General features: G+C 60.6%; 25 protein-coding genes. 13 read left to right on the top strand and 12 right to left on the bottom strand.

The genetic code is table 11. The features are described 5' to 3' along the window. The first annotated feature begins 10 nt into the window (after positions 1 to 10). From JYJ39_RS00565 to JYJ39_RS00550, 4 genes are read left to right on the top strand one after another with little or no spacing between them, the layout of a single operon-like run. Positions 11 to 1015, top strand: a complete 1005-nt coding sequence (locus JYJ39_RS00565; protein WP_205201124.1) for a hypothetical protein — start codon at positions 11 to 13, stop codon at positions 1013 to 1015. A 58-nt stretch (positions 1016 to 1073) separates the two neighbouring features. Beyond that, positions 1074 to 2429, top strand: a complete 1356-nt coding sequence (locus tag JYJ39_RS00560) for an SPFH domain-containing protein (RefSeq protein ID WP_205201122.1) — start codon at positions 1074 to 1076, stop codon at positions 2427 to 2429. Positions 2430 to 2450: 21 nt separating this feature from the next. Next, on the top strand, positions 2451 to 2828 hold the full coding sequence (locus JYJ39_RS00555; RefSeq protein ID WP_205201120.1) for a DUF4339 domain-containing protein: 378 nt from the start codon (positions 2451 to 2453) through the stop codon (positions 2826 to 2828). Continuing rightward, complete coding sequence (locus JYJ39_RS00550; protein WP_205201117.1) at positions 2825 to 3166, top strand: hypothetical protein; 342 nt, start codon at positions 2825 to 2827, stop codon at positions 3164 to 3166. Before JYJ39_RS00555 ends, JYJ39_RS00550 begins: the two co-directional genes overlap by 4 nt. 51 nt (positions 3167 to 3217) lie before the next feature. Here JYJ39_RS00550 and dnaJ read toward each other — a convergent pair whose 3' ends face one another. From dnaJ to grpE, 3 genes are all read right to left on the bottom strand, one after another. Next, positions 3218 to 4363 (bottom strand): molecular chaperone DnaJ, encoded by a 1146-nt coding sequence (gene dnaJ, locus JYJ39_RS00545; protein WP_205201114.1) that lies wholly within the window; start codon positions 4361 to 4363, stop codon positions 3218 to 3220. 83 nt (positions 4364 to 4446) lie between these two features. Then, entirely contained in the window at positions 4447 to 6375 is a 1929-nt protein-coding gene (dnaK, locus tag JYJ39_RS00540) for a molecular chaperone DnaK (RefSeq protein WP_205201111.1), read from the bottom strand. A 78-nt stretch (positions 6376 to 6453) separates the two neighbouring features. After that, positions 6454 to 6993 (bottom strand): nucleotide exchange factor GrpE, encoded by a 540-nt coding sequence (grpE, locus tag JYJ39_RS00535; protein ID WP_205201108.1) that lies wholly within the window; start codon positions 6991 to 6993, stop codon positions 6454 to 6456. 186 nt (positions 6994 to 7179) lie between these two features. Here grpE and JYJ39_RS00530 point away from each other — a divergent pair, with 186 nt between their 5' ends. Then, a complete protein-coding gene (locus JYJ39_RS00530) occupies positions 7180 to 8526 on the top strand; it encodes a serine/threonine-protein kinase (protein WP_205201105.1) in 1347 nt (448 codons plus the stop codon). Positions 8527 to 8606: 80 nt separating this feature from the next. On the opposite strand, the gene JYJ39_RS00525 is transcribed toward JYJ39_RS00530, so the two are convergent. Next, positions 8607 to 10226 carry a methyl-accepting chemotaxis protein gene (locus tag JYJ39_RS00525; protein ID WP_205201103.1) on the bottom strand — a complete coding sequence of 540 codons (1620 nt, stop codon included), beginning with the start codon at positions 10224 to 10226 and terminating at the stop codon, positions 8607 to 8609. A gap of 195 nt (positions 10227 to 10421) precedes the next feature. On the opposite strand from JYJ39_RS00525, the gene JYJ39_RS00520 reads away from it, so the two are divergent. The 5 genes from JYJ39_RS00520 to JYJ39_RS00500 all read left to right on the top strand — a co-directional run bounded on the left by JYJ39_RS00520 (position 10422) and on the right by JYJ39_RS00500 (position 16326). Continuing rightward, positions 10422 to 11819 carry a TolC family protein gene (locus JYJ39_RS00520; protein WP_205201101.1) on the top strand — a complete coding sequence of 466 codons (1398 nt, stop codon included), beginning with the start codon at positions 10422 to 10424 and terminating at the stop codon, positions 11817 to 11819. A 2-nt stretch (positions 11820 to 11821) separates the two neighbouring features. Continuing rightward, complete coding sequence (locus JYJ39_RS00515; RefSeq protein WP_205201097.1) at positions 11822 to 13030, top strand: efflux RND transporter periplasmic adaptor subunit; 1209 nt, start codon at positions 11822 to 11824, stop codon at positions 13028 to 13030. Beyond that, positions 13030 to 13728: an ABC transporter ATP-binding protein gene (locus JYJ39_RS00510; protein ID WP_205201095.1), complete on the top strand. Its 699-nt coding sequence runs from the start codon at positions 13030 to 13032 to the stop codon at positions 13726 to 13728. The genes JYJ39_RS00515 and JYJ39_RS00510 overlap by 1 nt, the downstream gene beginning before the upstream one ends. Beyond that, on the top strand, positions 13725 to 14945 hold the full coding sequence (locus tag JYJ39_RS00505; RefSeq protein ID WP_205201093.1) for an ABC transporter permease: 1221 nt from the start codon (positions 13725 to 13727) through the stop codon (positions 14943 to 14945). Before JYJ39_RS00510 ends, JYJ39_RS00505 begins: the two co-directional genes overlap by 4 nt. A 118-nt stretch (positions 14946 to 15063) precedes the next feature. Continuing rightward, positions 15064 to 16326 carry an FAD-dependent oxidoreductase gene (locus JYJ39_RS00500; RefSeq protein ID WP_205201091.1) on the top strand — a complete coding sequence of 421 codons (1263 nt, stop codon included), beginning with the start codon at positions 15064 to 15066 and terminating at the stop codon, positions 16324 to 16326. Between the two features lie 34 nt (positions 16327 to 16360). On the opposite strand, the gene JYJ39_RS00495 is transcribed toward JYJ39_RS00500, so the two are convergent. The 8 genes from JYJ39_RS00495 to JYJ39_RS00460 form a co-directional block, all read right to left on the bottom strand. Beyond that, complete coding sequence (locus JYJ39_RS00495; RefSeq protein ID WP_205201089.1) at positions 16361 to 16849, bottom strand: DUF411 domain-containing protein; 489 nt, start codon at positions 16847 to 16849, stop codon at positions 16361 to 16363. Next, complete coding sequence (locus JYJ39_RS00490; protein WP_205201086.1) at positions 16843 to 17316, bottom strand: ankyrin repeat domain-containing protein; 474 nt, start codon at positions 17314 to 17316, stop codon at positions 16843 to 16845. The genes JYJ39_RS00495 and JYJ39_RS00490 overlap by 7 nt, the downstream gene beginning before the upstream one ends. A 142-nt stretch (positions 17317 to 17458) precedes the next feature. After that, the gene (locus JYJ39_RS00485; protein ID WP_205201083.1) at positions 17459 to 18274 is read right to left on the bottom strand and encodes a TPM domain-containing protein; all 816 of its coding nucleotides are present in this window, start codon (positions 18272 to 18274) and stop codon (positions 17459 to 17461) included. A 1-nt stretch (position 18275) separates the two neighbouring features. Continuing rightward, positions 18276 to 18869: a LemA family protein gene (locus JYJ39_RS00480; RefSeq protein ID WP_205201080.1), complete on the bottom strand. Its 594-nt coding sequence runs from the start codon at positions 18867 to 18869 to the stop codon at positions 18276 to 18278. A 60-nt stretch (positions 18870 to 18929) separates the two neighbouring features. Continuing rightward, entirely contained in the window at positions 18930 to 19658 is a 729-nt protein-coding gene (locus JYJ39_RS00475; RefSeq protein WP_205201078.1) for an arginyltransferase, read from the bottom strand. A 4-nt stretch (positions 19659 to 19662) separates the two neighbouring features. Next, entirely contained in the window at positions 19663 to 20331 is a 669-nt protein-coding gene (gene aat, locus JYJ39_RS00470; RefSeq protein ID WP_240189482.1) for a leucyl/phenylalanyl-tRNA--protein transferase, read from the bottom strand. Positions 20332 to 20345: 14 nt separating this feature from the next. Continuing rightward, a complete protein-coding gene (locus tag JYJ39_RS00465) occupies positions 20346 to 21056 on the bottom strand; it encodes an ankyrin repeat domain-containing protein (RefSeq protein WP_205201076.1) in 711 nt (236 codons plus the stop codon). Between the two features lie 72 nt (positions 21057 to 21128). After that, a complete protein-coding gene (locus tag JYJ39_RS00460) occupies positions 21129 to 21656 on the bottom strand; it encodes a C40 family peptidase (RefSeq protein ID WP_205201074.1) in 528 nt (175 codons plus the stop codon). A gap of 142 nt (positions 21657 to 21798) precedes the next feature. On the opposite strand from JYJ39_RS00460, the gene JYJ39_RS00455 reads away from it, so the two are divergent. Genes JYJ39_RS00455 through ppx form a run of 3 tightly spaced genes read left to right on the top strand, consistent with a single transcriptional unit; the run spans position 21799 to position 25452 of the window. Continuing rightward, positions 21799 to 22797 carry an oxidoreductase gene (locus JYJ39_RS00455; RefSeq protein ID WP_205201071.1) on the top strand — a complete coding sequence of 333 codons (999 nt, stop codon included), beginning with the start codon at positions 21799 to 21801 and terminating at the stop codon, positions 22795 to 22797. A gap of 1 nt (position 22798) precedes the next feature. Further along, complete coding sequence (locus JYJ39_RS00450) at positions 22799 to 23911, top strand: GGDEF domain-containing response regulator (RefSeq protein WP_205201068.1); 1113 nt, start codon at positions 22799 to 22801, stop codon at positions 23909 to 23911. A gap of 59 nt (positions 23912 to 23970) precedes the next feature. Then, positions 23971 to 25452: an exopolyphosphatase gene (gene ppx / locus JYJ39_RS00445; protein WP_205201066.1), complete on the top strand. Its 1482-nt coding sequence runs from the start codon at positions 23971 to 23973 to the stop codon at positions 25450 to 25452. Positions 25453 to 25458 lie beyond the last annotated feature (6 nt).

Genomic DNA, 25458 nt, shown 5'->3' with positions numbered 1-25458 from the left:
GTAGGCGAACATGAGTGAGCAAAACGGGGTGGTCCCTAAATGCCCGAGCTGCGGTGGCGCGCTGAAAGCCTTTGCCGCACGCTGCGAGCTGTGTGGTCATGAACTGACCGGCGTGGGCGCCAATCGTACGGTGGTTGAGCTGGTCAATAAATTTAATGAAATTGAGGCTACGCTGGTGGCTGCTGGCCTGCAGGGCAGCAAGCTGGAAAAGGAAGTCAGCGCCCGGCGGGCGCGGGTGATCCGCGATCTGCCCATTCCCAATGCGCGCGAAGATCTGTTGAGTCTGATCCATTTCATCCTGCCCAAACTGCAAGGGGTGGGTAAACGCGACCCCAACGAAGAAGACTGGCGGGTCAAGTTCACCGAGGTGATGAACCTGGCCAGAAACGCCTACCGTGGCGACGTGAAAACGCGGGAGGAACTGGAAGCGCTTGAGCGCAGTGCCAATCTTGGTTTTACCGAGGCGGTGAAGGAGCGTACCCGGCGTAATCCGATGCTTTTTTTGCTAGTTGGCGGGGTTGCCGTGCTGGCGGTTGTCGGTCTGATCAGCACGCAATGGCAAGGCTGGCAGGAAGCTCGCTGCACGGCGGCCTATACACCCGCTGCCCAGGCTGAAACGGCGCGTCTGGAAAGCATTGTGGCTATTTTTGACGGCAAGCTGCAACAGAAGGACTACGCTGCGGCCCAGGCTGAACTGGCGCAGTTGCGCTGGCAATACCAGGAAGCCTGCAAGGCGGAAGCGGTTGCGCAGGAGACGGCGGCCTGGGAAACACGCCGACAGGCACTGGCCGCGCGTATCGAAGCGGCTCAGGCGGCTGAACGGGAACAGGCAGCGGCCGAGATTGCGCGCGAAAAAGCGGCCCAGCAAGCTGAGCTCGACCAGGAAAAAGCGCGGGAAGCTGAGCAGCAGCGAGCTGTGGCCGCGCAGGCAGAGGCCCGGCGCATTGCCAGGGCCGAGGCTGAGCTGGCCCAGCGGGCACGGCGTGGTGCAGAAACGCGCCAGGCAAGGGACTAATGATCATGTTGTGTGACGTGCCTCAGGCACGCACCGAACAACGGTAAAAGGAGCTGGCATGGCTTTGTTTGGCAAGAAAAACGAAGGCGGCGTGCTTGACGTCATACGCTGCGATGAGCCGACCTATCTGGTCTGGAAATGGCGACCGGGTGACGGTGCAGCTACGCGCAAGGAAAACGCCATTCGCTGGGGGAGCAGCCTGCGGGTCAAGGACGGCGAGGTGGCCGTTTTTGTCTACAAGCAGGAGAGTGGGGCAGTTCAGGATTTCATCGAGGGCCCGTTTGACGATACCCTGCGGACGGCCAACTTTCCTGTGCTGTCAAATATCCTCGGCATGGCCTATGCCGGAGACTCGCCGTTTCAGGCCGAGGTGTATTTCATCAACCTGGCCGGGAACATCAAGATCGACTTCCGGGTACCTTATTTCGACGTGTTCGATCCGCGGGCCCTGGATTTCCCGGTGCGTATGGCCGCCGGGGGTTCATTGCGGATGAACATCACCGATTACCGGGCGTTCATTCGCCTGCATCGGCTGGTGAATTTCGAAATTTCGGCCTTTGCCGATCTGGTGCGCGATGCTGTGGTGCGCCGTGTCAAGCAGGTTGTTGCCAACGCACCTGCCGAGCATGGTTTGCCCGTGCTGCAGCTGGAGCGCAAGCTGGCCGAGGTGAATGACCTGATTACACCGCAGCTGAGTCAGGTATTCCAGGAGCAGTTCGGGGTGAACCTGCACAGCTTCGATCTGAGCAGCATCGAGCCGAACAAGGATTCCGAGGAATACCGTCAGCTGCGTGCAGTGACTGCCGATCTGGAAACGGCAATGCGCCAGAAACAGAACGAGATCAACATGCGCAACCTCGAAGCAACGCAAGCAATCAATGCCGAAAACATGAGCGAAACCTTGCGCATCCAGCGTGAGCAGGCCGAACGTCTGGCTGCCCTGCAGACCCAGCAGCAATACTTGGGGGCACACCAGATCAACCAGCAGACGGCAGTACTGACTGCGGCCGCAGAAAATCTGGGCAGCATGGGGCAGGTTGATCTTGGGGGCGGCAGCCAGGGGGGCGGCGATGGCGGCCTGAATCCGGCGGGGATGATGATGGGCATGGCACTGGGTGGCGCCATGGGCGGGCAGATGGCGAACATGATGGGCACTATGGGGCAGCAGATGAATCCTGCCAACATGCCACCGCCGCCCCCGCAGGCGCTCTACCACGTATCGGTCAATGGGCAGAACAGCGGCCCCTTCAATATGGCCCAGTTGCAGCAACTGGCAGCGGCCGGTCAGCTGCATGCCGGTGTGCATGTCTGGAAGGCAGGCATGAGTCAGTGGGAGTTGCTCGCCAACGTTGCCGAGCTGGCGCCCCTGCTGCAGCAATTCACGCCGCCGCCTCCGCCGCCGCCAGCGCCTTGATACTTTTCAGGAGATCGTTAGATGAACGATGACAATTTCTTTTCGATCGAACGTCTGGTCGAGTTCGGACTTGGTATGGGGATTGCCCAGCAGATGGTCAATTCGATGAATCAGGCCATGAAGAATGTGCATATTCCGGGGCCGATGAATGGCCTGGCCGCCATGCCAGGAGAGGTGAATAGCCTGCCCGTCAGCTATTTCGTGGTGCTCGACGGCAAGCAGGCGGGGCCGTTTTCCGCCGAGGAACTGAGTCGACTGATTGTGCAAGGCCGGATCCACAAGATGACGTATGTCTGGCGTGCCGGTATGGCCGGCTGGGCGCATTGCCAGGATGTGCCGGAAGTGCTCAAGCTGGTTGCCCTGTGCCCGCCCCCCCTGCCGCCCGAGGTGCAAGCATGAGGCTTAATCCAGTCAATGCATTGATTGCCGTTCTGTTGGGCGCTGTTCTCAGTTACGGTTTGTGGAGCCTGGATGGGCCATTACGCAACTACGTGGCAGCCGGGAGTGCGATCTTCTTCATTGCTACCTTGCTGCCCTTGCTGCTGGGGGGGTATGCCAGTGCTCGGCGCGGGGTCAATCTCCGTGTGGTCAGCGGGGTTTTCTTCGGGATTGCACTGGGCTTGAATACCCTATTCGCCATTTTCGACCTGTCGGCGACTGCTTATATCGTGATCTCGGCGGTGTTGATCCTGGTCTATCTGCTGCTGGCAAATGCCATCTTCAATGCTCGCCAGTGAAGTGGGCACTCAAAAAAAGGCCGGGTGATAGCCCGGCCTTTTTTGTCCTGTTTATTCGCCGAAGAACTCGCGGACCTTGTCCATCCATGACTTGGCGCGCGGGTTGTGCTTGTGGTCGGAATCCTTGCTCGATTCTTCCAGTTCGCGCAGCAGTTCCTTCTGGCGGTCGGTAAGGTTGACCGGGGTCTCGACAATGACGTGGCACATCAGGTCGCCGTGGTTATTGCTGCGGACGCCTTTGATTCCCTTGCCGCGCAGGCGGAAGACACGCCCCGATTGCGTTTCCGGTGGGATTTTGATGGCCGCGGCACCGTCCAGCGTCGGGATTTCAATTTCGCCACCAAGGGCTGCCGTGGTGAAGGAAATGGGCATCTCGCAGTGCAGGTCGTTGTGGTCGCGCTGGAAGACCGGGTGCTGCTTGAGGTGGATCTGGACGTAGAGATCGCCCGGAGGGCCGCCGTTGACGCCGTGTTCGCCTTCGCCGGCCAGCCGGATGCGGTCACCGGTATCGACACCCGCCGGAATTTTTACTGACAGCGTCTTGTGCTGCTTGGTGCGACCAGCACCGCCGCAACTCTTGCAAGGGTCGGCAACAAAGCGGCCGGTGCCGTGGCATTTGTGGCAGGTTTGCTGAATGGAGAAGAAACCCTGCTGCAGGCGGACCTGACCAGAACCGTTACAGGTCGGACAGGTCTTGGGCTGGGTGCCGGCCTTGGCGCCGCTGCCTTTGCATGGTTCACAGACTTCCATGGTGGGAATGCGGATCTTGGTTTCCGTTCCTTTGGCAGCTTGCTCCAGCGTGATTTCCAGGTTGTAGCGTAGATCGGCCCCACGGTAGATGTTGGAGCGGCTACCGCCACCACCACTGCCGCCACGGCCACCGAAAATCTCGTCGAAGATGCCGCCAAAGGCATCGGCGAAGCCACCCATGCCGGCACCACCGCCAAAACCGCCACCCATGCCAGCCTGGGGGTCTACCCCGGCATGTCCGTACTGGTCGTAGGCAGCCCGTTTCTGGCTGTCGGAGAGAATTTCGTAGGCCTCCTTGGCTTCCTTGAATTTTTCCTCGGCAGACGGATTGTCCGGATTGCGGTCCGGGTGGTACTTCATGGCCAGCTTGCGGTAGGCCTTCTTGATTTCGTCATCGCCCGCATCGCGGTTGACGCCGAGTATTTCGTAAAAATCGCGTTTTGACATGTTGTATACCGTCTATGTGACAAAGGCACCGAGCACCGCCGGAGGATTCCGGGAGGCTCGGTGCCGTGTGGTCAGGCCAAGGATTATTGCTTCTTGTCTTTTTCCACTTCGGTAAATTCGGCATCGACCACGTCGCCATCGACCGTCTTTTCACCTTGCGGCTGGCCTTGGGCCGGAGCTTCCTGGGCCTGCTGCGCGGCGTAAAGCTTTTCGCCGACCTTCATCACGGCCTGGGTGAGGGCTTCGGTTTTGGCGGTGATCTTGTCCTTGTCGCCATCGCGCAGCACTTCTTCCACTTCCTTGATGGCGTTTTCGATGGCTTCCTTCTCGGAGGCATCGAGCTTGTCGCCATGCTCGGTCAGCGATTTTTTCGCCATGTGGGCAGCACTGTCGGCCTGGTTGCGGGCATCCGCCAGTTCGTGCGCCTTCTTGTCTTCTTCCGCGTGCAGTTCAGCATCCTTCACCATGCGCTGAATTTCTTCTTCGCTCAGGCCGGAGTTGGCTTTGATGGTGATCTTGTTTTCCTTGCCGGTGGCCTTGTCCTTGGCGGTGACGTGCATGATGCCGTTGGCGTCGATGTCGAAAATGACCTCGATTTGCGGCAGACCGCGCGGTGCTGGGGGGATGCCTTCCAGGTTGAACTGACCGAGACTCTTGTTGCCACCGGCCATCTCCCGTTCGCCCTGCAGCACGTGGATGGTGACCGCGGACTGGTTGTCGTCGGCGGTGGAGAACACCTGGCTGGCTTTGGTCGGGATGGTGGTGTTTTTCTGGATCAGCTTGGTCATGACGCCGCCCAGGGTTTCGATACCGAGCGACAGCGGCGTGACGTCGAGCAGCAGCACGTCCTTGACGTCGCCCTGCAGCACGCCACCCTGGATGGCAGCGCCCACGGCGACGGCTTCATCCGGATTGACGTCCTTGCGGGGTTCCTTGCCAAAGAATTCCTTCACCTTTTCCTGAACTTTGGGCATGCGCGACTGACCGCCGACGAGGATGATGTCGTCGATGTCGCTGGCCTTCACGCCAGCATCCTTGAGCGCGGTCTTGCACGGCTCGATGGAGCGATCAACCAGATCTTCCACCAGAGCTTCCAGTTTGGCGCGGGTGATCTTGACGGCCAGGTGCTTGGGGCCGGAAGCGTCGGCGGTGATGTACGGCAGATTGACTTCGGTCTGCTGGCTGGAAGAGAGTTCGATCTTGGCTTTTTCGGCCGCTTCCTTGAGGCGTTGCAGGGCGAGCACGTCCTTCTTCAGGTCGACGCCCTGTTCTTTCTGGAATTCGCCGATGATGTAGTCGATCAGGCGTTGGTCGAAGTCTTCACCACCGAGGAAGGTGTCGCCGTTGGTGGCCAGTACTTCGAATTGCATTTCGCCATCGACGTCGGCGATTTCGATGATCGAAATGTCGAAGGTGCCGCCGCCAAGGTCGTATACCGCCACCTTCTTGTCCTTGCCGGCGACCTTGTCCATGCCGAAGGCCAGTGCGGCGGCGGTCGGCTCGTTGATGATGCGCTTGACTTCCAGGCCGGCGATGCGGCCGGCGTCCTTGGTCGCCTGGCGCTGGCTGTCGTTGAAGTAGGCCGGCACGGTGATGACCGCTTCGGTGACTTCCTCGCCGAGGTAGTCTTCGGCGGTCTTCTTCATCTTGCGCAGCACTTCGGCAGAAACCTGCGGCGGCGCGATCTTCTTGTCGCGCGCTTCGACCCAGGCGTCGCCGTTGTCGGCCTTGACGATCTTGAACGGCATCAGGGCGATGTCCTTCTGCACTTCCTTCTCTTCGAAACGGCGGCCGATCAGGCGCTTGACGGCGTACAGCGTGTTCTTCGGGTTGGTCACGGCCTGGCGTTTGGCCGGGGCCCCAACCAGGATCTCGCCGTCTTCGGTGTAACCGATGACCGATGGCGTGGTGCGAGCACCTTCTGCGTTTTCAATGACCTTGGGCGTACCGCCTTCCATGATGGCGACGCAGGAGTTGGTGGTGCCGAGGTCAATACCGATGATCTTGCCCATGTTGGTGTTCCTTCAAAGAAATTGTCGATGTTCGTGAGATGGGGCGTGGCCCCGGGAATTCAAGAGCGTTTTGCGCTGTTATTTACCTTTGGCAACCATGACCATGGCCGGGCGCAGGACACGATCGGCGATCAGGTAGCCTTTTTGCAGCACGCTGACCACGGTGTTCGCTTCCTGCTCCGATTCCACCATGCTGATGGCCTGATGTTGGTGCGGATCGAACTTTTGTCCGACCGGGTTGATTTCCTGCAGCGCATTCTTGTCGAATGCAGCGATCAACTGTTTGGCAATCAGTTCGACGCCGGTACGGAAGGTATCCACAGTCTGCTCTTCGACCGCCAGGGCAGCATCCAGGCTGTCCTTGACTGCGAGGAGATCGGCAGCGAATTTCTCGATGGCGAACTTATGTGCCTTGCTGACGTCTTCCTGCGCCCGCCGGCGCACGTTTTCCGCTTCTGCCTTGGCGCGTAGCCAGGCGTCCTGCAGTTCGGCAACCTGAGCAGTCAGGGCGTCGTTGGCGGTTTGTAAATCGTTGGCAGCAGCAGGGGGGGCGCTGCTGTCATCCGTCGGGGGCGGGGAAAGTTCGTGGTTTTCCGGCTGGGGTGCTTCGTGGGACATGCGTCATTCTCCAAAAAAACTCTTACCTACATGGGGGTGTAGTGACGCATTTCAAGTCTGTGTGCGACATTTTTCACACAGGCTGCGTATTGCGGATTTCCCCGGCGTGCTAGCATCGGCGAAAACAGGCGGCGTACCTTTAGTGGTGCCGCGCCGCACAGAAAGGTGACCTGGAAAGCGACGGCTATGGAAACAATCGGCAAATACCGCGTCATTCGCGAATTGGGCAAGGGCGCGACGGCTACGGTGTATCTGTGCGATGACCCCGATGCGGATCGTCAGGTGGCGGTGAAGGTGATCCAGTTTGGCAAGGACTGCGCCGCCATGTCGCGCCGCTTGCGCAAGCTGTTCCAGAACGAGGGGATGGTGTCGCGCCGCCTCAATCACCCGAATATCGTACAGGTGTACGATGCGGTGGTGGAGGCGGATTACGCTTATCTGGCGATGGAGTTTGTCGATGGTTTCAGCCTGGAAGATCATTGCCGGATCGATAGGCTGCTCCCCATGCACCGGGTGGTCGGCATCATCTTCAAATGCGCCATGGCCCTGGATGCGGCATTCCGCCAGGGCATCATCCACCGGGATATCAAGCCGGCCAATATCCTGATTGCGGCGAATGACGAACCGAAAATTGCCGATTTCGGCCTGGCCCTCAATCTCAACAAGGACCTCGACCGCGATTCGACCTTCATCATGGGAGTGGGCTCGCCGGCCTACATGTCGCCGGAGCAGATCAAGGGTTACCCGCTCAACCAGAAAACCGATCTCTATTCGCTTGGGGTGCTGCTGTTCCAGTTGTTGACAGGGCGTCTGCCATTTCGGGCCAACAACCAGGCGACTCTGGTATACAAAATCATCAACACCGATGCGCCCTCGGTGACTGCGCTCAACCCGAATCTGCCCGAAGGCTTGAATGCGGTGGTGAAAAAGGCGCTGGAAAAGGATTTGTACAGCCGCTACCGTAATGGGGCGGAAATGGCAAAGGATCTTTCTTCAGTCCGTTTCCAGATTCTGGAAGAAGACGAAACGGTCAATGACCAGAGCCATTTCGAATGCCTACGCCGCCTGCCGTTCTTCACCGAATTCGAGAATGTCGAACTGTGGGAAGTGCTGCGTGTCGCGGTCTGGCGCGAGGTGGCCGCCAATGTGGCCCTGATCCGCGAAGGCGAACACAACCGGCTGTTCGGTATCATCATCGAAGGCAATGTGGAGGTTTCGCAGGGGGGCAAGTCGATCTGTCGCCTGGGCCCCGGCGAACCGGTGGGTGAGGTGGCTTTTCTGCATCCGTCGAGCGATCTGCGCCATGGCAGCGTGGTGACGCTGGAGCCGACTCGCTTCCTCGAAATCAATGCCTCGGCACTCCTGCTGGCTTCGGAGGAACTCCTGGAGCGAATGCGCAACAGTTTGCTGGTGCGCTTGATCGAGCGTTTCCGCAACGTCAATAAACTTGTCGCGGCGCAGGGCGCGCGGGCGGTAGATCCGCTGCAAAGCTCGCAATACGGAAGCGGTTTCGGTTTGAAGCTGGTCGACTGACGAGGCGGTAGCGGCTAGCTGGCCCCCCCCCGGTCATGGACCGTGGGGGGATGTCTCTCGTCTGGCTTGGGTTTTCCTTGTTACACCCGGAAGCGGCCGACCAGATTGGCCAGGCTTTCTGCCAGACGCTTGAGATCGTGCACAGTATGCGTGGTACGGCCGACGGCACTGTCGTTGTCACGCGCCATGCCGGCAATGGCTTCGATGTTGTGCTCGACGTCACCGGAGAAGTGATGCTGTTGTTCGGTCGCCGCGGCGATTTCGTCAAGGCCGCGATCCACTTCGGCCACCGAACCACTGGTCGCTTCGAGTACGCTGGCAACGGCGGCAACGGCGGACTGACTGCTGTTCAGGTGGCTCACCCCGGCTTCGATGCTGCGGCGTACAGAGACCGACTGTGCATTGAGAGCAGCGGTAATGGTGTCGATTTCGCTGGCTGAACGAGCTGATTTTTCGGCGAGTTTGCGAACCTCGTCGGCGACGACAGCAAAACCTCGTCCCTGTTCACCCGCGCGGGCTGCTTCGATGGCGGCATTGAGAGCCAGCAGGTTGGTCTGGTCGGCGATGTCCTTGACTTCCCGCGTCATGGCGCTGATGGCGTCCGTGTTGTGCACGAAGTTCTCGACTGATTCGGCCATTTCCCTGACCGCGCGCTCAACGACAGCCATTTCAGTGAGCAGGGTTTGCAGGTTCTGATTGCCTTCGTTGGCGCGATCCAGGCTTTCCTGCGATTGTTTCTGTACCCGCTCGGCGCTTTCCGCAATGGCAGAGATGCTTGCCACCAGCTGTTCGACAGAGGCGGCAGCAGCATTGGATTTTTCATTTTGCTGACGCGAACTGTCGGCCACTTGGTCGGCGCTATCCGAAAGGCTGCTGATGCGCACCGAAACCTGGCTCGCAGCGTCGCGTACCTGACTAATCAGTTGCTGGAAATTGGCCATCAGATCGTTGAAAACAGCGGATGCCTGCCCCACTTCATCCTGACCATTGACCGGCAGGCGGCGGGTGAGATCGCCGTCGCCACGGACGATGTCGCTCAGGCCGTTGCGCAGATGTTCCAGCGGCACGGTGACGAAATGGCGGGTCAGGCCGTACACGATGACGAGCAACAGCCCCAGCGCGCCGAGTGCGGCTCCGGCAATTTTCAGGCGGAAGGCCGAGACTTCCGTTTCCACGGAATCAAGCGAAACCTTCATGCTCACCAGCCCCAGTACCGTCCCCTCCGGGGTCTGGTGACAAATGATGCAATCCTTGCCGAGGTAGTTTTTGGCCGCATTGGTCGGATTGATGACGCGCAGGAAGGAATGACCGTCCTCGTGCTCAACCGCCATGTAGGGCTCACCCGTTTGCATGACCTGCTGTTCGAGTGCATCGAGCGAGCGGTTGCTCTTGCTGTCCGGGCCATACAACTTGCTCACCGCTTCGCTACGGGCGACGTGCAAATCTTTGATGATGGAGAGTTGCTTGATCTGGTCGAGGAACACTTCCCGCTGGCCGACTGTACCGGTGATCATCATGCCGGTCAGGCCAGCCATGGTCATTTCGTGAATGCTTTGCGCAAATTCCTTGGCCTGTTTGATCGACGTGTCGCGGTTGACCTGCGTGGTCCAGACAATGGCACCGGCCCAGATCAGCGCCAGGGCAAGCCAGATGGCAGCAGTGAGACGGACCCAGATTTTCAAGTCGGAAAAACGTGACATTGTTGTGACCTTTTTATGATTTCAGGCTGGGCCGTGCCGAGAAAACACTGCCGCCGATTGAGCTCCCATTGCGATTGTGCCAGTCAGCAGGCGGCGTGCCAAGAGGAAGTGCCGATATTTGCCGCAAGGTATCTGCGAAGGGGAATCAACAATTTGTAACAGCCATGACGATAGGGTGGACGTTAAACTGCCTCCATGTCTCGCTTGCAAAAACTATTGTTCGTTGCCTGTGGTGTGTTTTCCGGCCTGGCCGGTGCCGCAGAACCGTTTTTTGATGATCCTCTGCGGACAGAGGAGGCTTTGCACTTGCGTGGCGCCTCGTTGCTTGCCAGTCGCGTGGCCGAGCGTCCCTGTGCCGATGTGTTGCCAGGCAGGCCATTGACTGCTGCCGATGTGGTGGATATAGCGTTGTGCCGGCAACCGCAGACGCGTGAGGCCTGGGCTGCAGCGCGGGCGCAGGCGGCACAACTGGGTGTGGCGCGCGCCGCCTGGTTGCCGACGCTGGACGCACGTCTGGCGACGAGCCGCAATACGATCGATGGGCGCAGCAGCAAGCAGCAAAATGCCAACCTTTCTTTGTCCTGGTTTTTGTTTGATGGCGGGGAAAGCAGTGCCAACGAAGACAACGCGGCAGCCTTGCTGGATATGGCGCTGGCCAATCGTGACAGTGTTGCGCAGGCGGTTTTTCTCGCTGCTCTGCAGGCCTATTACAATGCTCAGGCAACCCAGGCTGCGGTTGTGGCTGCGCAGCAGAATGAGCGTTCGGCACAGGAAAGTCTGGCCGCCGCAGAGTTGCGCTATCAGGTCGGGACTGCAACGCCCGCCGATCGCCTGCAGGCACAGACGGCGGCCTCGCAGGCAAGGCTGGCTCGGCAGCGGGCTGAGGGCGAAGCGCGTAACGCCCAGGGGGTACTCGCCAATGCCCTGGGATTTCCGGCTGCCACTGGTTTTACCCTGGTGGCAGCAGAGCCGCTAGGTGAGGTGGCTGCATTTCAGCGCGATGTTGATAGCCTGATCCGTGCTGCGCTTGAGCAGCGCCCCGATTTGAAGGCTGCCGCCGCCCAGTTGCGGGCGGTTGAAGCCAGCATTGAGGCGGTTCGGGCGCAGGGACGGCCGAGCGTGTCGCTGAATGCCGGGCCGAACTGGCAGCGCATTGAGGATGACCGGAGTCGTGGCAATAGTGTCGGGCTGGTAGTGAATGTGCCGATTTTTACCGGTTTCGAAAACAGCTACCGCATTCGCGCGGCGCAGGCGCAGCGTGAGGTTCGTCTGGCCCAGAATGAGCGCCTGCAGAATCAGGTGACGCTGGATGTCTGGCAGGCCTATCAGCGCTTGCAGACAGCCGCGGAAGCAGTGCAGACCACGCGTGATTTGCTGGCCAGTGCCGAACAGTCGGAGCGGGTGGCGCTCGGGCGCTACAAGGCAGGGGTCGGCACGGTACTGGATGTGCTGAATGCGCAAAGCGCCCTGGCGGCAGCCCGGATGCAGCGCATCCAGTCGGAGCTTGACTGGTACGTGTATCGCGCCGTCCTGGCGCAGGCCATGGGCGCACTCGATGATTCGCTGCTTGCGCCAGCACCGGAAAGACCTTGAACATGAAGAAAAAAATTCTCCTTGGCAGTATTTTCCTGGCCGTGCTGGCTGGCCTGCTGTATTGGTGGGGGAGCAGTCGTGCTGCGCAGGATCCGGCGCAGCGTTATCGTACGGTGGCCGTTGAGCGTGGTAGCGTCGTGCAAAGTGTATCGGCCAATGGCACGCTTAATCCGGTGGTGCTGGTCAGCGTGGGGACGCAGGTGTCCGGCACAGTGAAGAAGCTGTATGTCGATTTCAACGATCAGGTGAAGGCCGGGCAGCCCTTGCTCGAACTGGATGATGCCCTGGTTGCCGCCAGTGAGCGCCAGAGCGCAGCCAACGTGATCAATGCACAGGCTTCGCTGGATCTGGCGCAGGCCAACGAAACCCGGATGCGGGCCCTGCTCGCGCAGGAGTACGTTTCCCGCCAGGAATACGATCAGGCGGCGCAGGCCCTGAAGTCGGCCCGGGCCCAACTGGCCCAGGCGCAGGCGGCGAATGCGCGTGATCGCGCCAACCTTGGCTACACCACCATCCGTTCGCCAGTGGATGGCGTGGTGATTGACCGGGTGGTCGATCTCGGGCAGACGGTGGCGGCGAGTTTCCAGACACCGACCCTGATCAAGATTGCACAGGATCTGACCGAGATGCGCATCGATACGAGTTTTGCCGAGGCCGATCTGGGCAATATCCGCGAGGGCCTGCCGGCCAGGTTTACCGTCGATGCGTTTCCGGATCGTCAGTTCGAAGGCGTAGTGCAGCAGATTCGTCTCAACCCGACAACGCAACAGAATGTCGTCACCTACAACGTGCGCATTTCCGTCGCCAACCCGGAACACATCCTTCTGCCCGGCATGACGGCCTATGTCACGATCGGCGTGCAATCGCGCGATGATGTTCTGCTGGTGCCCAATGCGGCGCTGCGCTTCAAACCGGCCGAGACTGTGGTGGATAAGGCTAGTGGAGGCGACAAGGCGGCTGAAAAAATGCGTGCGGCGGAAGCGGGGGGGGCCAAGGGCAAGAAGCGCGCGGGCCAGGGGGCCACGATCCACGTGCTGGCAGAAGGTAAATTGCAACCCGTCAATGTCCGGCTGGGCATTACCGATGGCCGCAATACAGAAGTTCTGGGCGGCGAGCCAACCTCCTTGCTGCAGCCAGGTACGCTGGTGGTAGTCGGCGAAAACGCCAGTGGCGGCAAAGCACCGTCTTCTGTCGGCATGCGGATGTTCTGATGACGGAAGCGGTTATTCGGGTCGAGGGTCTGGGTAAGTCCTATCAGACTGCGGCGGGCGAGTTTCCTGCGCTACGCGGGGTCAATCTGCGTGTCGATGGCGGCGAATACCTTGCCATCATGGGGCCCTCAGGTTCCGGTAAATCGACCTTCATGAATCTGCTGGGGTGTCTCGATCGACCCAGTAGCGGGGCTTATTTTCTGGCGGGTGCCAATGTGGCTGAGATGGATCGGGATGCGCTGGCGCGACTGCGCAACCATACCCTGGGATTCGTTTTTCAGGGGTTCAACCTCCTGCCGCGGATGAGCCTGCAGGACAACGTTGCCTTGCCGCTGGTGTATGCCGGGGTGGACAAGGCCAGCCGCCGTGCCCGGGCTCGGGTGCTGCTGGAACGGGTGGGTCTGGGGCAATATGCCGACTCCCTGCCTAACCGCATTTCCGGCGGTCAGCAACAGCGGGTGGCGATTGCGCGGGCGCTGGTCAATCAGCCGCGTCTCATCCTTGCTGATGAGCCGACCGGCAACCTCGACAGTCAGACCAGTGAAGACATCATGGCCTTGTTCGACAGTCTGAACCGGGATGGCATCACCATCGTGCTGGTGACGCACGAGCTTGATATTGCCGAGCACGCCAGACGCCAGGTGCGTTTTCGTGACGGATGCATCATCAGTGACCACCTGACCGGAGCAGCGGCATGATCCGGCCGATGCTGGGTGAAGCCTGGTCGGCGATGAACGCCAACCGCCTGCGGGCGGCATTGACCATGCTCGGCATGGTGATTGGTGTGGGTGCGGTGGTCATCATGCTGGCGATCGGTCAGGGCGCGCAGTATGCGATTCAGCAGACGATCAGCACCATGGGGTCCAATCTTTTCATCGTGCTGTCCGGGTTTTCTTCTTCCGGCGGTGTCAGGAGCGGCAGCGGCGGTGGTCCGACACTGACCGTGGCCGATGCCGATGCGATTGCCGAGCTGGATGGTGTGGCCAATGTGGCCCCCACGCACCAGGGCTCGCGGCAAGTGATCTATGGCGCGCAAAACTGGAGCACGCAGGTCATCGGCACCACGCCGGCCTATCTCGATGCACGCGCCTGGAGTATCACCAGCGGGAGCGGCTTCAGCGATTCCGACGTGCGTTCGGCCACCCGGGTGGTGGTGATCGGGCAAACCGTGGCGGAAAATCTCTTTGGAGAGGAAGAGCCTGTCGGCAAGACCATGCGCATCCAGCAGAGTCCCTTCGTGGTGATCGGGGTGCTCGGTGCCAAGGGGCAGAGCCTGGATGGGCGCGATCAGGACGACACCGTGCTGATTCCCCTGACAACCGCCCAGCGCAAGGTCTTTGGGACACCGTTCGTCGGTTCGGTGCGCATGATCATGGTGCAGACGGAGCGCGCCGACCAGATGGAGCAGGTGATGGCGCAGACGACGGCGCTCCTGCGCCAGCGCCACCGTCTCCGCGATGACATGCCGGACGATTTTTTCATGCGCAATCTGTCAGCCGCAGCGGAATCGGAGGCGGCGACGACGCGCACCATGTCGATCCTGCTCGGAGCGATTGCTTCCATTTCGCTGATTGTCGGTGGGATTGGCATCATGAACATCATGCTGGTGTCGGTTACCGAGCGTACCCGTGAAATTGGTATCCGCATGGCGATCGGGGCCAGGCAGCGCGACATCCTGCTGCAGTTCCTCCTGGAAGCGGTGATGATTTCCTTTGCCGGCTGTTTTACCGGCTTGCTTCTGGGTATCGCCATTGCCTTGGGTATCAATGCCCTGACCGGCATGGTGATTGTCATTTCCGGTACGGCGGCATTGCTGGCTTTTGCCGTGGCGGCCAGTGTCGGCATCTTTTTTGGCTGGTATCCGGCCCAGAAGGCGGCTCGCCTCGATCCGATCGAAGCCTTGCGCTATCAGTGATTGAATGTCGTTATTGCGCGATAAGCGCATGCGATACGCTCGGCTGATTTGATCTGGCACGTTTACCGTCTGCCGTGGACGCCCTAGGCTGCGGGTTTTGTCTGTCCGGAAATTGCTCATGGTTGCCCAGTTCCCTCGCCTGTCCTCCGTATCGCGCCGGCGGTTCTTGTATGCAGCCGCTGTGTGGCCGTTGCTGCGCACGGCGCATGCGGTACCGAAAAGCGGCAGGGTGGTGATTGCGGGTGCCGGCTGGGGTGGTTTGCGCGCCGCAGCGGCCCTGCGGCAGTATGCACCCGGGCTGGAGGTAACGCTGGTCGACCGGTCGGCGTACTTCACGTCTTTCAGCGGCAGCAACCGCTGGCTGGTCGGCCACGCCGACGCACCGCCACCGCTGCAGCGGAACTACGCCGAACTGGCGGCGGCGCGCGGTTATCGTTTTCTGCAGGGAGAAATTCGTGCGCTCGAACGGGCCGCCCAACTGCTGCATACCAGTGCCGGCGCCCTGCCTTACGACTGGCTGGTTGTGGCACCGGGCATCGAGGAGGACTGGCGGGCCTGGGGTGTCGATGATGCTGCCAGCGTGGCGCGGTTGGAAGCCGAGGCGTCGGGAGCCATGCGCAGTGCCGCAGATTTGCCACGGCTGCGGGCGCGCTTGCAGGATTTCAAGGGCGGGGATCTGGTGCTGGCAATACCGCCTGCGCCCTACCGTTGCCCACCTGCACCGTATGAACGCGCGCTGCTACTGGCCTGGTGGCTGAAGCAAAGGCGCCTGCCCGGCAAAGTCATCGTGATTGATCCCAATCCGTTGATGCCTGCTTACCGGCGGGCCTTCAACGATACCTGGCGGGAACAGATCACCTATCTCGATCACGCCCGGGTGCGTGCCATCGATTTGGACAAGCGTACGGTCAGCACCGATCTGGATGACATTCCGTTTGCGGCGGCATTTTTGTCACCACCGCAGAAGGCGCCCTCCTGGTTGGCGGCGGCTGGATTGCTGGCAAGTGCGAACGATCCCTGGGGGGCTCAGGATGCGGCAAGCTTGCGCAGTGGGGTGGATGCCAGCGTTTTCATCATCGGCGATGCGGCCGGGCGAGTCTCGTCACAGTTCGGGCATTACCCGAAAACCGCCCATGTGGCGGCGGCCATGGGGATCATGGTGGCTGCCCAGATCGCCGGTGCTGGCGCTGCGCCAGCTTGGCCTGACAGCGTTTGCCATTTGTTGACCGGGGTTGCACCGGATAGGGGTACGCGTCTGGAAGTCGCTTACCGCCGCCGCGGTGACGGTTTCCTCATGCAGGAAATCCGCCAGCAGCAGGAGGCCGACCCACTGGCAGCGGCGGCCGCCTGGGCCGCCGCGCACTATGCTGAATTCCTGTAGCGGTTATTGGGTTCGGCGCGCCAGGGCCGCAACATCAGTGGCGTGCCCAGGTTTTGGTTGAGCCGTCCGGCAATACCAGCAGGGTTTCGTAAAACTCGCGGCGCACCCGCTGTGGGGCGGTGTCGGTATCGAGCACCGTACACGCCGTCTGGCAGGTCGGGCTGGAATATTCCCGGCCCGGTGCGCCCAGCGGCAACCCGGGAACAGCCAGACCCCGTGCCTTGGGTTTTTCGCTGAGCAATTCCTTGATCTGGTCTGCGTGTACGTGGCCTTCGATGAAATAGCCGGCGACTGTGGCGCTGGGAATGGCTTCCAGTTCCTTGGGGATCTTCAGCTTGCGTTTGATGGCCTCCATGTCGTCGGTTTGCGTCATGTCAACCTTGAATCCTTGCTGGCGCAAATGTTCGGCCCAGTCGATGCAGGCCAGGCAGACCTTGGGTGAATAGGCCTTGATGGTTGGCAGTTCGGTGGCCTGAACCGTTGTGGCGGCGAGGGCGAGGAGCAGGGTGATGGATTTCAGCATGGTTTTTTCGCCTGACAGCCTTTCAATATCCACAGGGCCAGCACACCGGCGGTTTCGTCGGCCTTGACCTTGCGTGCCATGGCCGTCGGGTCACGGCCGTTGTCGGTGACGGCGAGCGGGTCGGCACCGGCTTCGAGGAGGATCTGCACGTGTGTGGTGCGACTGGCATACGCCGCCATGTGCAGTGGTGTCGCCCCTTCGGCATCGCGCGCATTGACATTGGCGCCCGCGGCAATCAAGGCGCGCAGGGCGCTGACATCGGGGTTCATTGCGGCGAGATGGATCGGCTGCGAGCCCAGTTGGGTGCGTTGGTCGCGGGCGTTGGGGTTGTTTTTCAGGGCCAGGGTCACGGCGGCAGCGTCCCCCAGACGCGCTGCGTCATGAATTGGCTGGTCCGGCGAAAAGGTCTGACTCAGGGCGGGTGCGGACAGAAGTCCCAGGGCAAGGCACAAGGCAGGAAGGCGCATGGTATTCGAGGGAAATTGAAGATGGGGTCAATTCTCGGGGGGCTTGGCGAGGCTGAACTTTAATCCGGCTCAAATCGGCGGCGTGGATAAGGCAACTGAATCGGTGGATTAGTTCGCCCGGGGTGCCGTCTTGGTACTGGTTTTACCATTTGCCGGAGGCGCCGCCGCCGCCAAAACGACCCCCTCCACCCGAGAATCCGCCGCCGCCAGAAAATCCTCCCCCGCCACCGCCGCGCCCGCCGCCGCTGCCGGGGCTGAAACGGATCAGGGAGATGAGGAAAGTGAACAGCCCGACGCCGATGGCAGCGACGATGGAGCCAAAGGTGAACCAGGTGATGGCCGCGGCAACCAGTGAAATGCCGATGCTGCCGACCATCCCGAACAAGGCGCGGGCCAGGCTGGCGGCGAGCAGCACCAGGAAGATCAGGGGCGAGTCGAAGCGGTTTGCACTGTCCTTGGTGGGGGCGGGCAGTTCTTCGCCGGCGATCAGTTTTTCGAGGCGATCGATTGCCGCATTGAGGCCACCGGCGAAGTCGCCGCGACTGAAATGCGGCGTCATCTCTTCGGCAATGATGCGCTTGGCAATGGCGTCAGGAATTGCGCCTTCCAGGCCATAACCCACTTCGATGCGGGTGCTGCGGTCCTCTTTGGCAACGATGATGATGACGCCGTCGTCGACCTTGCTGCGGCCGATCTGCCAGGTTTCCGCCAGACGGATGCTGAATTGCTCGATGCTCTCCGGCTGCGTGGTCGGCAGCATGAGGATGGCGATCTGGCTACCCGTCTGGGTCGAGAGTTGGGTCAGGCGCTGATTGAGGGCGGTGAGCGCTGCCGGGGGCAGGGTGTGCGTGGTATCGATGACCGGTGCCGTCAGCGCGGGCAGCGCCACAGGGGCAGCTGATGCCCCCAGATTGCAGCAGAGCAGGCTGAAGAGAAGGAGCAGTCGCGGTAGCAGCATCTTATTTGCTGCCGAAATTGACACTCGGCGCGTCGCTGATGGCTTTTTCGTTGTCGACGCTGAAATTGGCCTTGGGCTGCCAGCCCATGACCATGGCGGTGAGATTGTTGGGGAAGGTGCGCACGGACACGTTATAGGTGCGAACCGCGTCAATGTAACGGTTGCGCGCGACAGTGACGCGGTTTTCCGTACCTTCCAGTTGCGCCTGCAGGTCGCGGAAATTGGCGTCTGCCTTGAGTTGCGGGTAATTTTCGGCGACCACCAGCAGGCGGGCGATGGCGCTCGTCATCTCCGCCTGCGCGGACTGGAATTTGGCAAACGCGGCGCTGTCGTTGATCAGTTCCGGCGTGGCCTGAATGCCACCGACGCTGGCGCGCGCCTGAGCGACCTGGGTGAATACGTCTTTTTCGTGCGCCGCATAGGCCTGTACGGTGGCCACCAGATTCGGCACCAGATCGGCGCGCCGTTTGTATTGGTTGAGGACTTCCGACCAGGCGGCATTGACATCCTCGTCATTGATCTGGATCTGGTTGTAGCCGCAGCCCGAAAGCAAGGTGGCGAGACACAGAATAAGCGCGAACAGGCGATGGGACATGGTTTTTCCTGCGTGAGTGAAAGATCAGGGGGCAGTGTAGCAGCACGTCCCCGCGCCGGCTCAGGGCAGATTCTGCCAGCGGCCGTCGAGCAAGGCCTGCAGGGGGCGGAAACGGGCCTTGTAGGCCATTTTCCTTGATTCGGCGATCCAGTAACCGAGATAGAGATAGGGCAACTGGCTACCCAGGCACTGCTGCGCTTGCCAGAGGATGTTGTAGGTGCCGTAGCTGGCGTGAGCAACAGCGGGATCGTAAAAGGTGTAGACGGAGGATAGGCCATCGTCCAGCACGTCAATGATGCTGACCATGCGCAGCACGCCGTTTTCGGAAAACTCGATGAGGCGGGTATCGACGTAGCTTTGCAGCAGGAACTGGCCGTACTGCTCGCTGCCGTCTTCGTCCATGCCGCCGCCGGCATGGCGGCATTGTTGATAGCGCTGATAGAGCGCGTAATGTGCTGCATCGAAGACCAGTGGTCGTTCGCGCGCCTGCAGTGTACGGTGGGTGCTCCAGGCGCGCCGCTGGCTGCGGTTGGGGTGGAATTGATCGACCGCCAGGCGTACCGGAACGCAAGCCTGACAGCTATCGCAATAGGGACGGTAGGTGAACAGGCCGCTGCGGCGAAAGCCTTGGCGAATCAATTGACTGTAAGTGTTTACATCAACCAGATGCGGCGGAGCCGCAACTTGCGAACGTGCCTGCTGTGTATCGAGATAGCTGCAGGGATAGGGTGCTGTTGCGTAGAACTGCAATATGGAGCAGGGGAGACCAGCATCGTCCGGGTGGGCCATGGCGCTATCCGATTAAGGTCTGCAACAGGTGCTGGAATTGTGTTCCGGAAATTTCCCGAGCTCCCAGGGAGGCCAGGTGGGCGGTATGCATCTGGCAATCGATTAGGCCGCAGTGCTCGGCGCGCAGGTGCGCAACCCAGTGTGCCAGGGCGAATTTGGAAGCATTGTTATGCCAGGAAAACATCGACTCCCCAAAGAATACCTGGCCGATCCACAGACCATACAGATCGCCGACGAGTTCGTCATCCAGCCAGGTTTCCGCCGAGTGTGCCCAGCCCAGACGGTGCAGTTCGCAGTAGGCGGCGATCATTTCTTCACTGATCCAGGTGCCGTCCTGGCCTGGGCGTGGAGTCTGGGCACAGGCACGGATCACGCCCGGGAAATCGCTGTTGTGTCTGAAGACGAAGCGTGAGTTGCGCAGGGTCTTGCCCAAGGAGCGACTGATCCTGAATTCCTGTGGCAGCAGCACCATGCGTGGTTCGGGGTAGTGCCACAGCGGCAGGCCATGCTGCGTGCCCCAGGGAAAGACACCGCAGCGATAGGCGCCGAGCAGGCGCGCTACTGAGAGGCCGCCACCTATTGCCAGCAGGCCGCCCAGTTCAGGCCGGGCGTGTGTGACCGGGGGGAGTGGGTCGTCCGCAGAGAGCAGGGGAATGGTATGCGCGAGCGGCAAACCGGGTCACGACCTTATTTGCGCACCGGTGGTGGCACAGGTTCAAGCAGGGCGCCACTCAGACGTTCGAGATCCATGTTGATGATGTTGGTGTCTACACCGTAGACGCCTTTCATGTCGACTTCCTCGATTTCATTGAGCTTGGCCTGCGGGGTGCGTGCAGCAGGTGCAGCGGCTGGGACAGCGGAAGGGGCTGCCGGTGGTGGAGCGAATTCAAAGTCGATGATGTTGCCCAGCTGGGTTTCCGTCATGCCCGGCGGGGCAGGCAGTGGATCAGCAGCCGGTACAAATTGGGTTTCCACTGCCGGGCTGCGCTCGAACTCAAGTGCTGGCATGTCGACGACGGTGCGTTTACCGCTGGCCATTCCCTGCGCGCGCTCCATGAGGGATGGGGGAATCGTGACGCCCGCTGGAATTTCCGCGCCGCGACTGAGGAGCAAGGCCGCTATATCCTGATGCCCGGCACGCAAGGCTAGACGCAGTGGCGCACCACGGCCATCAGCGGTCGGTGCATTGATGTCACAGCCGGCATCGAGAAGTGCCTGCACGATAAGCAGATTGCCGCCAAAGCAGGCTGTACGCAGAGGCAGGCCAGGATAACCATGCATGTCGGCTTCTTCGAGCTTGCCGCCCGTGTCGATTGCGGTGCGCAGTGCATGCAGGTTGCCAGCGCGGATGGCGCTGATCAGGGGGCTGCTGGCAGCAGGGGTGAATTTGGAGCTCATGAATCCTTACTTCAGGCTGACGCATGGATTCTAGGAGAAGTTGCCCGTTTTGGCGAGCCGGCGAGGGGTTTCCTAGCGTGCGTCGATCAAGCGGCGGCCGCCATTGAAACGCGTCAGCCAGTAACCGCTGTTCATGTTTTCGACACGAATTTCAGCGCCAGCACGCGGCGCGTGCAGAAAATGGTTGTCACCCAGATAGATGCCAACATGCGAGAAGGCGCGGCGCATGGTGTTGAAGAACACCAGATCGCCAGGCTTCAGTTGATTGAGGTCAACATGCTCGCCCAGCTGGCTTTGCTCGCGCGCGGTGCGAGGCAGATAAGTGCCGATACTTTCCTTGAATACTGTTTGCACGAAGCTGCTGCAGTCTAGGCCGGTTTCGCTGCTGTTGCCCCCCATCTTGTAGCGTACGCCAACCAGTTTCAGGCCTTCCAGGATCACATCCTGGGTTGCATTGGTGTAGCGCTCGACCAGCGAGATTGGGGTGTCCAGGGGGCGCAGGCCGTCTAGGCGAAGAGTTTCACTGGCGTGCGCCGGGCCGAGGAGGCCGCAGCTACAGGCGGCACCAAGCAGGGAGAGGAAAAGGCTGCGTCGAGACATGGGCGCGTAATCTATTTGAAATTTTTATGGCTGTAAACCCCACGTTGTCATTTTTACATTATGTGGAAATCTTTGTTTGGCTTGTCTGTCTGAGGGCGTGTAGGGTTATCATGCGCGCCAGAAACTAAAAGGAGAGCAGACAATGGCCGATGGTTTTCAAGCGTTGTTGATCGAGGAAAATGAAGGCAAGGTCGGGCACCGCTTTGCCACGATGTCGCTGGCTGACCTCGATGCCGGCGAAGTGGTGATTCGTGTGGCTTTCTCCAGCATCAATTACAAGGATGCTTTAGCTGCGACCGGGGCTGGCAAGATCATCCGGCGTTTCCCCTGTGTTGGGGGCATCGATCTGTGTGGCACGGTGGTCTCCAGTGCTGACGACCGTTTCAAAGCCGGCGATCCGGTCATTGCCACCAGTTTTGATATTGGTGTTGCGCACCATGGCGGCTATGCTGAACTGGCTCGCGTGCCCGCTGATTGGGTGGTGCCGCTCCCCGCGAATCTCTCGTTGTACGACGCGATGGCACTGGGTACTGCGGGGTTCACCGCGGCGCTTGGTATCGTGCGCATGGAAGAGAATGGTTTGACCCCAGCCAAGGGTCCGGTGATCGTGACCGGGGCGACGGGGGGGGTCGGTAGTCTGGCCGTCGATATGCTGGCGCAGCGCGGATATCAGGTGGTGGCACTGACCGGCAAGGCCAGCGAGGCAGATTACCTGCGCGAACTGGGCGCCAGCGAGGTTCTGCTACGGCAGGATCTCGATCTGAGCAAAATTCGCCCGCTCGACAGTGGCCGCTGGGCCGGCGCTGTCGACAATCTGGGCGGGGACTACCTGGCTTGGATTGCGAGCACGATGTTGCAGGGCGGCACCATCGCCAGCATCGGCCTGGCTTCCAGCATGAAGCTGAATACCACCGTTGCGCCTTTCATCTTGCGTGGAGTTTCCTTGCTGGGAGTCGATTCCGGTTATATCCGCGAGCCTTATCGTAGCGGTGTTTGGCAGCGTCTGGCAGGCGATTTGCGGCCGCCGCACCTGGCAGCGATGACGCGCCGGGTGGCCTTTGCTGAATTGCCGGCGATGTTCGACGAATTCATCGGCGGACGCATCAAGGGGCGGGTGGTGGTCGAGGTGGGTGGGGCCTGAGATGGCAGATTTGCCGCGCGTTCTGGTTGTCGACGATTCGCGCCTGGTGCGCGCTTCGCTAGTGCAGCACATCCGGGCCTCTTACGATGTACGTGAAGAGGGTGATGGTGAAGCTGCGTGGCAGGCGCTGGTGCTCGATCAGTCGATCCGCGCGGTCGTGTCCGATCTGCAGATGCCGAAAATGAACGGCTACCAGTTGCTCGAGCGTCTGCGTACCTCACGCCTGCGCCGCTTGCAGCAGATGCCTTTCATTCTGGTGTCGGGGGAAGAGACTGAAGAAGAGCGTGCCCGGGCACGCTCTGCCGGCGCTTCTGATTTTATTACCAAGGGCAGCGGCACCGTCGAAATCCTGACCCAGTTGGGGAATTTACTGGCGCTGCAAGAGGCGCACGAAGCAGTCGAAAGTGTGCAGGAAGAGCGGGTGCAGAACCCGCAAACCGGGTTGTACACGCGCAAGTTCCTCGAGCTGCAGATTGCCCAGGCACTGTCGCACTCGGCCCGGCATGGTATGGATGTGAGCCTGATGGTGCTCGGCTTCGATGGTTTCGAAAGCCTGGGCGAGCGGCTTGGAGTGGAACAAGCGGAAAAGATCATTCAACGCTTTGCCCGCATGCTATCCGGCAAGGTGCGCCAGGAAGACAGTCTGGGCCACGTGGCACCGGGGTGTCTGGCGGTCGTGTCGCCGGGGACGGCGTTGGTCCACTGCGCGAGTTTTGCCGAACGCGTGCGGCAAGCGGTTGAAGCTTCCCGACTGGCGGCGCAGGGGGAAACGATAGAGCTGACCGTCAGTATTGGTCTGGCTGGCGTACCTGCCGATACGGTCACTTCTGCCGGTGCGCTGCTCGACCTGGCGATGGAGCGCATGGAAAAGGCGTTGCAGGCTGGCGGCAACCGCGTGGAAAGTAATGCCGACACACCAGCGCAACGCCCGATCTCCATTCCGCATGCCCTGGAGTTGTTGCGGGTGCGTCGCCCGGATGCCGTGCGACCGCATCTTGATGTCCTCCTTTCCCAGTTGCTGCCTCTGCTGGCGCTGATGGACGAAACTTTGACACTGGGATTGCCGATGGATGTGATTCAACGGCGGGCAGCCGATACGGCGGGTAAAAAATAAACGCTTGAATTCGGGCTGCGTTAGAATCGCACTCCCTTTTTGTCCGCCTCATCCCGGCCATGATTTACGAAACTATTGCGGCAGTTGATCTTGGCTCGAACAGCTTTCGTCTGCAGGTCGGCCGGGTTGTTGGTAATCAGATTTATCCGCTCGATTCCCTGAAAGAACCGGTACGTCTGGCTTCTGGTCTGGATGAGCGGAAAATGCTCGATGCGGCCAGCCAGGAGCGTGCGCTGGAGGCCCTGCGGCGGCTCGGGGAACGGTTGCGCGGGTTGGATGCAGGTGCCGTGCGGGCGGTGGCAACCAATACCTTGCGGGTGGCCAAGAATGCGGCGGATTTTCTGCCGCAGGCAGAAGCTGCCCTCGGTTTTCCGATCGAAGTGATTGCCGGGCGCGAAGAGGCGCGGCTGGTCTATCTCGGTGCTTCGCATTCACTGCCGACGGCAGCCTACAAGCGGCTGGTCGTCGATATCGGAGGCGGCTCCACCGAATGCATCATTGGCAAACGCCATGTGCCGCAGCTGACCGAATCCTTGTATATGGGCTGTGTCAGTTATACGCAGCGATTCTTTCCCGGCGGCAAAGTTGACAAGCGCCGCTGGCGTGAGGCGCAAGTGGCTGCTGCGCGGCAGATTCAGCACATCGTTCAGGAGTACAGGCAGCGGGGCTGGAAAGAGGCGGTGGGTACCTCCGGGACGGCAAAGGCGATTGCTGATGCGCTTGAACAAAACGCGCTGAATCCTGGGGGCGAAGAAGGTATTACACAGGAAGGGCTGGCGCGTTTGTCGGCGCTACTGATCAAGGCGGGCAGCGCCGAGCGGCTCGAGTTGCGTGGCCTGAAGGCAGACCGCCTGCCGGTATTGGCCGGAGGTGTCGTCATCATGCAGGCCATATTTGAGGCGTTTGCGCTGGAGCACATGGTTTACGCTGATGGTGCCCTGCGCCTTGGGGTTTTGTACGATCAACTGGGCCGCTTTCATCAGCATGACATGCGCGATGCGACGGTGGAGCAGTTTCGCAAACGCTATCACGTCGAGCGTCAGCAGGTGGAACGCGTGGAGCGGATGGCGCTGGATTTCTTCGCCCAACTCTACCCGGGCGAAGAGCGTGAAGCGGAGTTGCAGCTTTTGTCCTGGGGGTGTCGCCTGCATGAAATCGGGATCTCGGTGGCGCACAATGCCTACCATCGACATGGGGCTTACATCCTGACGCATGCCGACATGCCCGGTTTTTCCCGCAAGGATCAGGCGCAGCTGGCAACCCTGGTGCTGGGGCACCGTGGCAAGCTCGACAAACTGCCGCCGCTGTCGGTGACTGACCCACTCTGGCCGCTGATTTTTTGCTTGCGGCTTGCCGCCCTGTTCTGCCGGGCACGAGAAGAGCGCGAGCAGGCATTTGTACAGGTCGCTGAATGCGGCAAAGGGTTCAGCGTGCGATTACCGGCTGCCTGGTTGGCAGAAAACCCGTGGACGGCGACCGCGTTGCTTGATGAAACCCACCTCTGGCGGCAGGTAGGGAAAGAGTTTCAGGTGGTTTCCTGAGACTGA

Source organism: Azonexus hydrophilus (assembly GCF_905120355.1).
Classification (GTDB): Bacteria; Pseudomonadota; Gammaproteobacteria; order Burkholderiales; family Rhodocyclaceae; genus Azonexus.
Note: the sequence above shows the minus strand (reverse complement) of the source record. Positions and strands in the feature narration are given on the sequence as shown.